8 protein-coding genes are annotated in these 10525 nt (G+C 35.0%); 2 read left to right on the forward strand and 6 right to left on the reverse strand.

Annotation, left to right across the window (positions count from 1 at the left end; translation table 11 throughout):
* The 4 genes from ACIQ1E_RS12215 to ACIQ1E_RS12230 form a co-directional block, all read right to left on the reverse strand.
* The coding region (locus ACIQ1E_RS12215) for a penicillin acylase family protein (RefSeq protein ID WP_396171583.1) at window positions 1-604 on the reverse strand (604 nt) is incomplete at its 3' end.
* 2 nt (window positions 605-606) lie between these two features.
* A complete protein-coding gene (locus tag ACIQ1E_RS12220; protein WP_396171584.1) occupies window positions 607-1473 on the reverse strand; it encodes a cyanophycinase in 867 nt (288 codons plus the stop codon).
* 37 nt (window positions 1474-1510) lie between these two features.
* Window positions 1511-2581 (reverse strand): cyanophycinase, encoded by a 1071-nt coding sequence (locus ACIQ1E_RS12225; RefSeq protein ID WP_396171585.1) that lies wholly within the window; start codon window positions 2579-2581, stop codon window positions 1511-1513.
* A 30-nt stretch (window positions 2582-2611) separates the two neighbouring features.
* On the reverse strand, window positions 2612-3064 hold the full coding sequence (locus ACIQ1E_RS12230; RefSeq protein WP_396171586.1) for an Lrp/AsnC family transcriptional regulator: 453 nt from the start codon (window positions 3062-3064) through the stop codon (window positions 2612-2614).
* Window positions 3065-3307: 243 nt separating this feature from the next.
* Here ACIQ1E_RS12230 and rocD point away from each other — a divergent pair, with 243 nt between their 5' ends.
* Window positions 3308-4591 (forward strand): ornithine--oxo-acid transaminase, encoded by a 1284-nt coding sequence (rocD, locus tag ACIQ1E_RS12235; RefSeq protein WP_396171587.1) that lies wholly within the window; start codon window positions 3308-3310, stop codon window positions 4589-4591.
* A 10-nt stretch (window positions 4592-4601) separates the two neighbouring features.
* Complete coding sequence (locus ACIQ1E_RS12240; protein ID WP_396171588.1) at window positions 4602-5567, forward strand: arginase; 966 nt, start codon at window positions 4602-4604, stop codon at window positions 5565-5567.
* Between the two features lie 164 nt (window positions 5568-5731).
* Here the strand turns inward: ACIQ1E_RS12240 and ACIQ1E_RS12245 are convergent, their stop codons facing one another.
* Together ACIQ1E_RS12245 and ACIQ1E_RS12250 are read right to left on the reverse strand one after the other, a co-directional pair.
* On the reverse strand, window positions 5732-7105 hold the full coding sequence (locus ACIQ1E_RS12245) for a RagB/SusD family nutrient uptake outer membrane protein (RefSeq protein WP_396171589.1): 1374 nt from the start codon (window positions 7103-7105) through the stop codon (window positions 5732-5734).
* Between the two features lie 12 nt (window positions 7106-7117).
* A complete protein-coding gene (locus ACIQ1E_RS12250; RefSeq protein WP_396171590.1) occupies window positions 7118-10105 on the reverse strand; it encodes a SusC/RagA family TonB-linked outer membrane protein in 2988 nt (995 codons plus the stop codon).
* Window positions 10106-10525: the final 420 nt, after the last annotated feature.

Here is a 10525-nt window from a genome sequence, read left to right on the forward strand (position 1 = left end):
TAGAACCCGTTTGCATATCTTTTACCTTTTCGACGTAAGCGAATTTATCGTCACTCCCATAGAATGCTTTTAATTCAGTATTCGTCAAATCGGCTGTGCTTATGGCTCCAATACTTCCGTCTGTCCAAAGTAATGGAAACCAAGGTTCAAAATGAGTAATGATTAAAGGTTTGACTTCAGGGTGTTTGTATAAATAATAGTTGATGCCATCAGCATAACTATTCAGTAACTTCTTCAACCAAGGAGCTGCTTTCTTATAATCTGCTTTGGCTTCTTCGGTATCAATTAATAAACGTGTTTCTAAGTCAGTATATAACATAGATTGACCTTTTACTTCGGCAAGTCGTCCCAATTTGTCTATGTAATTCATTTCGACTCGCTTGAAATCATCTTCGCACTGCGCATATAACATTCCGAAAACGGCATCGGCATCTGTTTTTCCGTATATGTGTGCAATTCCCCAATTGTCTCGAATAATAGAGACTTGTTTCGCAATTTTTTGGAGTCTGCTAATTTCTTTGTTATCAATTTTTTGAGCACTGCCTATGGAAGAGAAACAAAAAAAGAAAATTATGAACAGGATAGATTTTTTAAAACTATACATATTTATTTGATTTTAAATTTTTGTCCTTCGTAATAAATACTCATTTCTATTCCTTGTATGCCAACCACATTATTCTTAGGTGCTTTTGTAATTCCCTTTGGGTTCTGAATTACAATGACTTCGCTTTCGCCAACAATTTCTATTTCTTTGTTTCGGACAATGATAGCAGTACTTTCGTCAATTCCTATTCCAATATGAGAAGGAAATTCTACTAATCCTGAAATTAATCGGTTGTAGCGGCTTCTTTTTAGAAAGTGCTGATCGATAATAACGTTTTTAACTAGACCTAGTCCTTCAGCAGTTTCAAGATTATCATATCGAATATTATTGAAAGTCTCGGTGTATTTGGTGTCTAGTTTTTGGTTTCCGGTAATCATATGTTCGCACATAACAGCGGCTCCGGCACTGGTACCTGCAATGGTGCTACCGTTTTGGTAGGCCTTGTGTATGGCTTCGAAAACAGGAGTTTTACTAACCACTCCCATAAAACGGGATTGATCTCCACCGCTAATAAAAATAAGTTTTGCCTTTTGTAAGGAATCAACCAGAACTTTATTTGTCGCTGTTGTTTTGTTGAAATTCAGCATGACAATGGGATTTGGTGTCAGTTTTTCAACTTGTTTTTTGAAATAGATGTAGGCACTGTCTGGTTCTTCACTTGACATTGGTAGGACAACTATATAATCTTTTTTCTGTAAACTTGAAATGGATAACAGTTGAGTCATTAATTTATCAGAACGATTTCCTCCTCCTATAATAAACAGTTTTCCTTTTGGTGTTTGTGCATTTATTGTATTAATGATAATGAATGCGAAGAATAAAGGCAATAATTTTAAAATATTTTTTGTTGAAAATAGGGTAGGATTCATCCGTTACTGTTTTTGGTTTTTAATGATATAAAAAATGTTAATCTAGCGTCAATATGCCATTAGTACTGTACATATATTTATAAGCACCTCCTGAGGCTGAGCTCCAAGTGGCTAGGTCGAAGTTTCCATTTCCTGTTGTACTATTGCCTTGTAAAATATATACTTGCACTGCTTTTTTGCTTAATACCCAATTTAGCGCATTACCTGAAGTACAGCTTTCGGGAGCTCCTTGATTGGCGTGCAAAAAATACGCATTGCCATTCCCAAAAACAATAGCTTTACCGTTATCATCGATGCATATGGCGGTTTCTTCTTCAACTCCAATTCCCTTTGGAGAGGAGATTGAAAAATCCTTTGCTAAACGAGCTAAAAAAGTAAAATGTCTGCCTCTTCTATCTGGATTATTGTAATGTGTATCGGTAATGGTGTTTTGTAAATAGGGATTGTTTAGAAAATCTCTTTGTAAAGTGATGTTTACATGGTACGGATTTGATAAAGCTTCGGCAGAGGTTGCAGAACTTTTTTCGGCAGTATAAACGGCATCACCCATAATGGCACAACCTGCGCTAGTGCCGCCTATTGGAATCCTTTTAATACTAATCAAATAATTTAAAGCGTCTTCAACTAAAGTTTTTTTCCAAAAACTGATGTAATTAAATTGATCGCCTCCAGCGATAAAAACCATTTCGGCTTGCTTTATTCTTTCTGCTACTTTTGGGTTATTGGCCAATTGGATGCTGTTGATTAATAAGGTTTCAACCGAATTGACTTGGCTTTTACCATCCACTTTAACCAAGTCGTAAAGGTATTGATTGTAACCAGTGCCTCCAGTTGATCTTAATATAATGACATCGCCCCCTTTACTTTTATTGATCATCCACTTCATAGCGACATCAACATCTGTAGATCCACCCATTAAAACAGTACCAGAACTAGTGGCCACATTTACATTAGTAGTGTCTCCCACGATACCTATTGAAGAAGGCAATTTATAAATAGGTTTGGTTGGGCTAGGAGCAGGGGATTCATTCGACGAACCACCATCACAAAACATCAACGTAAATGCTAAACACAGCAGCAGGTTAGTAAGGATTAATTTTTGAATCAATTTAAAGGACGGATTTAAAGTCATAAATAATTATAAAGTTACATTTCGTTTGAAGGCACAACCCAATTCAATGATAGAATCAGTTTTGGCAATACCCGGAATTGTATCAATTTTTTCATAAAGTAATTTCCTCATATGATCGTGGTCTTTGGCAATCAATTTGATGTAAAGCGTAAAAGAACCAGTAATAAAGTAACATTCGGTTACTTCTGGTATATTTTTCAATGCTTCAATAACTTTATCCGAATCGTGATCTTTGGTTAGAGTGATTCCCGTAAAAGCACCCCAATCATAGCCGATCTTTTTTTCGTTGAGAACCGGTTTTATTCCTGTAATAATATTTTGTTCTATTAATCGGCTGATACGTTGATGCACCATTGTATTTGATATTTTTAAATTGGTAGCTATTGCCGAAAAGGCCATTCTCCCATCTTTTTCTAATTCTTTAATAATACTGATGTCAAATTCATCTAATATTTCCATAATTGTTTTTTATTTAAGTTAAAATGACTTTTTTTTTACAGTTATAAAAGTAATTATTTTTTAACAATATCCTAATGTGGACTTTAAATCCAAACGTTACCTTAGTTTAAATGACTTTAAAAATCTATTTACGGTAAAATATTTATTTTTAATACGTATAAAAAAGTCAAAATTATTACTTTTTTTGCAAAATTAAAAATTTTCACTACTTTTGTTTCTGATTTTACACTAAAATAAATAATTATGATTCAAATAGTACAGGAACTTTCAACAAAATCGCAATTTTTAATAGAAAAAGAGAATAATTATGGAGCCCATAACTACCATCCAATTCCGGTTGTTTTAGAAAAAGGGGAGGGCGTATTTGTTTGGGATGTTGATGGAAAGAAATATTATGATTTTTTATCTTCTTATTCAGCTGTAAATCAAGGGCATTGTCACCCAAAAATTATTGGAGCAATGATGAAGCAAGCACAAAAATTGACTTTGACTTCTCGTGCTTTTTATAACGATCAATTGGGATTTTTTGAGGAGTATGTTACCCAGTACTTTGGATTTGACAAAGTATTACCAATGAATACTGGTGCTGAGGCGGTAGAAACGGCATTGAAATTATGTAGAAAATGGGGCTATGAAGTCAAAGGAATTGCCGAAAATCAAGCGCAAATCATCGTTTGTGAAAATAATTTTCACGGAAGAACTACTACTATTATCTCGTTTTCAAATGACGAAGGTGCACGCAAGAGTTTTGGACCTTATACAGAAGGATTTATAAAAATCCCTTATGACAATATCGATGCTTTAGAAAACGTTCTGAAATCATCAGAGAATATTGCTGGATTTCTTGTGGAACCGATTCAAGGTGAAGCGGGAGTCTATGTACCAACCGAAGGTTATTTGGCGAAAGCAAAAGCCCTTTGCGAAGCACATAACGTTTTGTTCATTGCCGATGAAGTGCAAACTGGGATTGCTCGTACAGGAAGATTGTTAGCTACCTGCGGAAATTGTTCTTGTGAAAAAGGATGCGAAAACAAACCAGAAGTTAAGCCTGATATTTTAATTTTAGGTAAAGCCATTTCGGGTGGTGTTTATCCTGTTTCGGCTGTGCTCGCCAATGATGCGATTATGAATGTGATTAAACCAGGGCAACATGGTTCCACTTTTGGTGGAAATCCTGTTGCTGCCGCTGTCGCTATGGCTGCATTAGAAGTGGTTCGCGAAGAAAATCTATCAGAAAATGCGGAGAGATTAGGAATTATTCTTAGAAAAGGTCTTAACGAAATTGCCGAAAGAAATCACTTGATCGAATTGGTTCGTGGCAAAGGTTTATTGAATGCTATTGTCATCAATTGCGGGGAAGAATCGGATTTAGCTTGGGAAATTTGTCTTCGTTTTAGAGATTATGGTTTATTGGCAAAGCCAACACACGGGAATAAAATTCGTTTTGCGCCACCTTTGGTGATTACCGAAGATCAAATAAAAGACTGTTTGTCTATTATTGAAAGAGCTTTGAATGATTTTATATAAATAATTGAAGATGGAAAAAGCCATTAAGATTATTAAAAACAGATCCGATATCGGGGCAGGAACGCGAGGCTCGGATATGGGAATAGACGCAATAGAAATTGCTGCGATAAATCAAGGAAGTGAGTATTTTAATGAATATGAATTTGAGGATGTAAAAACCCACAACGAATCGATTTATGACAAATACAGAAGTTCGGTTGCCAAAAGAATTGAGCATGTTGTGCAGCAATGCAATCGAGTTTGTCATTCAGTCAAAAATAATTTGGAGGATGATTATTTTCCAATCGTTTTATCCGGAGATCACTCATCAGCATTAGGAACTATTAGTGGAATCAAAGCTGCTTATCCGGACCAAACCCTTGGTGTAATTTGGATTGATGCTCACGCTGATTTGCATTCGCCTTTTACAACACCTTCAGGAAATATTCACGGAATGCCAATAGCTGCTGCGCTAGGCGAAGATAATTTGAATTTTCAAGTAAATGCTGTCGCGGCTGATATTCAAGAACATTGGAATAAAATGAAAAATATAGGTATTGATGGACCTAAATTTTCGGCAGATGATCTGGTTTATTTTGGTGTTCGAGATACTGAAGAAGCAGAAGATTCCCAAATCGATAAGCTTAATATTCGAAACTACAAAGTGGATGAAATTCGATATCGAGGATTGGAAACTTGTGTTAGCGAAGCATTAGTAAAATTAGCACATTGTGATAGTATATACCTTTCATTCGATGTCGACTCCTTGGATTGTGACTTGATTTCATATGGCACAGGTACACCTGTTTCAAGAGGATTTGACCAATATGAAATTATCGAAATTATTAATCAGGTTATTAGAACCAATAAAGTAGTTTGTATCGAACTGGTCGAAGTAAATCCTTTGTTAGACACCAAAGGAAATAAAATGGCAGAGACAGCCTTTCAGGTTTTGGAAGCCATAACCGAAACAATTGTTTTACCAATTGAAGTGTAAGTTAGTAGTTTTTTTTATTAGTACTAAGCCTGAAAACAAAATCTGTTTTCAGGCTTTTTTAATGCATCATATTGTCCCATTAGTTTAGTTTGAAAAGCATAACTTGAGTGCAAAAAAAAACCACCACGCAGAGCGTGATGGTTTAAAACTAGAATCCGAAATAATTAATATCCAGGATTTTGTGTAATCTTTTTGTTATTATCTGTTTCTCTTAATGGAATAGGGAAGACTAATAAATTAGAATTCCAAGGAATTGTAGATGTTACAGAACCTTTGGTTCTTTTGATATCGTGAACTCCAAAACCTTCCATAGCTAATTCTAATACACGCTCGCTTAAAATCTGATTTAAAGTTATAGCAGTAAAATTAGTTGCTTTGGCACGAGTTCTCAATGCATTGATATCAGCTAATGGAGTTGCTCCAGTTGAAGATGCAAGTCTAAAGTTACATTCGGCACGAATCAGAAGCATTTCAGCTAAACGAATAACAGGTACATCACCAAACTGATTGGTATACTTTGATGTTAATCTTCTTCCGTTATCTGGATTGATATAGTTAAAATTTCTCCTTTCATCATTCAAATCAGTAAATTTATTCAAATAAGTAGTTCTTATTTCAATGTCTCCACCACGACCACCAACATCCTCTGAACCATAATGATTCACCAATTGGTTGCTTCCTGTTTGTTTTGTGATTTGGATTGCAAAAATATCTTCAGCTTGATTTGCATCATGATTGAAAGCATCTTTGTAGGTTGCAGATAATTTTGCACCACTGTTTGCAATGACATCTTGCGCAGCGGCTAAAGCGGCTGGGTAATTTTGCTGTTGTAAATAAACTCGCGCTAATAATGCTTTTGCTGCATATTTGTTAGCATAAAAACCATTGTCAACAGGTAAATCTGTATAAGCTTGATTTAAACCATCAATGACCAATTTGTACACCTCGTCAACAGAGCTTCTTTCTTTTGCTAAGTCCGTGTTTGCAAAGTCGTAAATTGCTTTAGGACGAACTACCACACCCAATTGACTGTTTGCACTAAGGGCAGCATCAAATGGTTTTGCGAAGAAACGAACTAAGTCAAAATAGGCAAGCGATTGAAGAAACTTTGCTTCAGCAATCATAACTTTAGCTCGAGCAGGATCTTGAACTAACCCAATATTTTCAACTACCATATTTGTGGCATTAATAGTTTGGTAATAAGCTTCCCAAATATCACGTACCTGGGTGTTATCCACCAACATAGTTTTAGTGTACATTTGTCTAAAGGTAGCAAAAGTACCTCTCCATCTAAAGTCTGTAGTAGTGGTCGACCCTGTTTGTGCTAATAAGTCGCCCGAAACTTGAACTCTTCCTCCGTAAGCATTTGCATCGGCAAGGATAGCATAAGTACCTGATAAGATATTTGAGATACCACTTTCTGTGCTTAAGGTTATAGCGGCATCCTCTCTTTGTCTAGGATCTTGATCTAATTGGCTGTCACAACTTACAAGAAACGCTGCGAATATTGTAAATAATATGAATTTATTTGTTTTCATTTGATTTTGTTTTTAGAAATTAAGATTTACACCTAATGCAATAGTTCTTGCTGGTGGAGCTGAATAGAACTCTTCACCAATACCCGAGTCGTCTCTTCTTGCTTCTGGGTCATAACCATCATAATCTGTAAAAGTAAGTAGATTTACTCCAGAAACATAAACACGTACATTGCTCATGCCCATTGAATTAAGAGTAGTTTTTGGTAAAGAATAACCAAAAGTTAAATTTCTCAAACGGATAAAATCAGCTTTTTGTAAGAAACGAGTTGAAGCTCCAGTGCCATTACTACCATACAATCTCGCTTGAGGAACATTGGTAATATCTCCGGCTTTTTGCCAACGATTCATTTGGTCAGCTGTTTGATTATCAAAATAATCAGCACTTACTGATTGATAGATACCAGCTGAATTATAAATACTTGCTCCCCATTCTCCTTGGAAAGTGAAACTAAAATCGAATCCACTAAAGTTCATAGTGTTGGTTAAACCTGCCATCAATTCTGGGAATGGGTTGCCAGTTACAACTCTTTGCGCTGCGGCATAATCGTTTGTAGTAGTTCTATCTAATGAACCATCTGCTTTTATAGTATTCAAATAAAACAAAGCATCTCCATTAGCTGGATCAACACCTGCATATTCTTTCAAGTAAAATGCAGAAGCTTTTTCATCCACTCTATTGATTGTAAAAGCACCGATAAGATCTGTATTGTTGTTTGGCAATTCTTTTACCACTGTTTGGTTAGTAGTTATATTGAAACTAGTAGTCCATTTCAATTTTTCAGTGTCAACATTTGTTGTGTTTACAGTAAACTCTAAACCACTGCTTTCTAAAACACCCACGTTTTGATTGATAGTAGCAGCTCCAGAGCTTAAAGCTAATGGCACGCTAAATAATAGTCCGTCAGTAGTTTTCTTGTAATAATCAAAATCTAAACTAAATCTGTTCAAGAATCCTACTTCAAATCCTAAATCAACTTGAGAAGATTTTTCCCAAGTAAGATCTGGGTTTCCTGCTTGTCTGAATGTAAGTCCTGATTTCAAATTATATGAATTTGGACCAAACAATTGACGAGAAGCAAAATTTCCAATCTCAGCATTTCCTAATTGTCCCCAGCTTCCTTTCAATTTCAAGAAAGTAAGCGTTTGGTTTTCTTTCAAAAATGACTCTTCTGACATAATCCATCCTGCAGAGAACGATGGGAAAGTACCGTATTTATTGTTCTCACCAAAACGAGAAGAACCGTCACGACGAAGACTTGCTTTAAAAAGGTATTTGTTAGCATAAGAATAGGATACTCTTCCGAAAAGTGAAGAAAACGTATAATCTGTTTCGTTTCCAGAACCGCCATTCACTTCAGCACCACCATCTACAGTTTGAAAGTTGTCATTAGGAAAATAGATACTTGTTACATCTTGATACCTTCTGTTAAAATCATTGAACTCCATACCTGCAACAGCATTTATAGTGTGTTTTTCTCCAAATGTCTTATCATATGATAAATAGTTTGCCCAAATGTAAGTTTCATTGTTTACCGATGAAGCAAAAACTTCTCCGTCAGTTGCCATAAATGGTGTGTTTTTACCGTTCCAGTTGTCTTCTGTTTGTGATAGTAAATCGTAAGCAAAATCAGAAGTAAATTTCAATGAAGGAATAATTTTGTATTCTCCAAAAACTTTTCCTGTTACTCTTCTCATTATTGTTTTCCAATAAGAATTATCTATTGCCAATAGGTAGTTAGCATATAAAGTATTTGGATTGGCAGTACCATCATCCAAACGAATAGGAGAGAGTGGAGATTGTGCCACCGCTTGTAAAGGTGTTGTAAATGCGTTATCATCTTGTACACGTTGAATTTCAGATCTTGAGAAACTTAAGTTCATTCCAACATTCAATTTATCGGATACTTGGTGTGATAAATTGGTTCTAGCTGTAATTCTTTGTAATTCATTGCTTGTAATAATACCTACAGTCTTGTTGAAAGCACCTGCTAAGAAATATTTTGTTTTATCGTCTGCACCAGAAACTGAGAAATCTGCGTCTGTAGTCAAACCATTTTGAAAGGCTGTATCTTGCCAATCAGAGTCCACTTCTAAATTTCTCCAATCAGTTCCTTGAGCTAAGAAATCAAAAGTATCTTCAGCTTCAGCAGCATCACCCGTTCCATTGATAGAAGCTTCAGTAAAAAGTTCTACATATTGAGCAGCGTTCAACCATTTTCTTTTATTTGTAGCCTCGCTAACCCCTTGTGAAAAGTTAAGAGAGAAAGCTCCTTTGCCTAATTTTCCTTTTTTAGTTGTAATAATTACAACTCCATTTGCACCACGAGCACCATAAATTGCAGCTGAAGAAGCATCTTTCAATACGTCAATAGATTCAATTTCATTAGGGCTTAATGTGATCAATGGGTTTGTAGGAGCTCCGTTACTAGACTCATTTGTAGTAACCAATGGAATTCCATCAAGAACATATAATGGCTCTTTTCCAGCACTAATACTGGCAGCACCACGAACTCTTACTTGCATTCCACCTTCAACTTTACCATTGGTTTGCGTGATTTGTACCCCCGCTAACTTACCAACTAAAGCATTTTGAACAGAAGCAACAGGAATTTGTTCGATGTCCTTTGATGTTACTTTTGCAGTAGCATCAGTAGATTTTCTTTTGGTAGTAGTACCATAACCAATAACAAGAACTGTTTCTAGTTCATTGGTATCGTCTTTCATTTTTACGTTAACTGTTGGAGCAGCTGCTACTTCGGTAGTTTTCATACCAATAAAGGTCACAATTAATACAGAACCTTTTGGAGCATCAATAGTAAAATCGCCATCCAATCCAGTTTCTACCACTGTTTTTGTACCTTTTAAAATAACATTCGCACCGGGAACTGGCAATCCAGCTTGGTCGGTAACTTTACCTTTTACTTTAATTTCTTGAGCACTAGCTATTTGCACAAACAGCACAAATAGAAAGCCAAGCAAACATTTAAAATTAATTTTCATATTAACATATTTTATGATTAGTTGCTGCGAATATCACAAAATATTGTTAATTGAGAAACTTTTTTGAAGAAAAAATAGATAAATACTGAATTTTTACGAATACAATATTTTATTTTTGAATAAATTGTATTTTATATTTAAAATTATGACTTTTATTGTAAATTCAATAATCAAAAAATTTTATTTATAGAGGTTTTTAAGTTATTTCGTGTAAAATTAAAGTGGTTATAATTAAATTTAACTCAAAATAAACTAAAATAAAGTCATTGTGAACTTTTACGAATTAGAATTAATCAAAATAGAGTTAAATAACCGTTTATTAAAGTAATTTTAATTTTATAGCCTAGCTATTGACCGGTTTCCACAATCCGTAGCCTCCATTTAAGTTTACAGAATAAATATTATGATTCCTTAATATGC

It is taken from the genome of Flavobacterium sp., assembly GCF_044348915.1.
In the GTDB taxonomy this organism is placed as follows: domain Bacteria; phylum Bacteroidota; class Bacteroidia; order Flavobacteriales; family Flavobacteriaceae; genus Flavobacterium.

Excerpts from the sequence above, each read along its gene's own strand:
- ACIQ1E_RS12250 (WP_396171590.1), bottom strand. The coding sequence starts at position 10,105 with ATGAAAATTAATTTTAAATGTTTGCTTGGCTTTCTATTTGTGCTGTTT.
- ACIQ1E_RS12240 (WP_396171588.1), top strand. The coding sequence starts at position 4,602 with ATGGAAAAAGCCATTAAGATTATTAAAAACAGATCCGATATCGGGGCA.
- ACIQ1E_RS12245 (WP_396171589.1), bottom strand. The coding sequence starts at position 7,105 with ATGAAAACAAATAAATTCATATTATTTACAATATTCGCAGCGTTTCTT.
- rocD (WP_396171587.1), top strand. The coding sequence starts at position 3,308 with ATGATTCAAATAGTACAGGAACTTTCAACAAAATCGCAATTTTTAATA.
- ACIQ1E_RS12230 (WP_396171586.1), bottom strand. The coding sequence starts at position 3,064 with ATGGAAATATTAGATGAATTTGACATCAGTATTATTAAAGAATTAGAA.
- ACIQ1E_RS12220 (WP_396171584.1), bottom strand. The coding sequence starts at position 1,473 with ATGAATCCTACCCTATTTTCAACAAAAAATATTTTAAAATTATTGCCT.